This is a genomic window from Neisseria sp. P0001.S005, from assembly GCF_051963715.1.
This window is the reverse complement of sequence record NZ_JBQCTZ010001059.1, coordinates 1-239: the sequence shown is the minus strand read 5'-3', so window position 1 is coordinate 239 and position 239 is coordinate 1. Positions and strand designations below refer to the sequence as shown.

Annotated in this window: 1 pseudogene; it reads right to left on the bottom strand. The window is 53.6% G+C overall.

Annotated elements, in window-relative coordinates:
- Positions 1-239: pseudogene (locus ACTHSP_RS24045) on the bottom strand (FAD-dependent oxidoreductase); the annotation flags it as partial.

The following is a 239-nucleotide window of genomic DNA, read 5'->3' as shown; positions in this document are numbered from 1 at the left end:
TTGACTTCAATCAGGCGGCGTTCGCGGTTGAAGCGGATTTCGGGGTTGTGGTGGTTTAAAGTCGGGCGCAGGCCGGTAACCAGTTCCAAAAGGTTTGCCTCGCCAAATGCCGGATGCACGGCATACAACGCAGACAAAAGTTCCAAACCGGAACGCACGCTGGCCGGCGCTTGGCTTTCGCTTTCGATTTGGGTCGCACCAATCACAAAAATATGGTTTTCCTTCGGCGCGATATACAA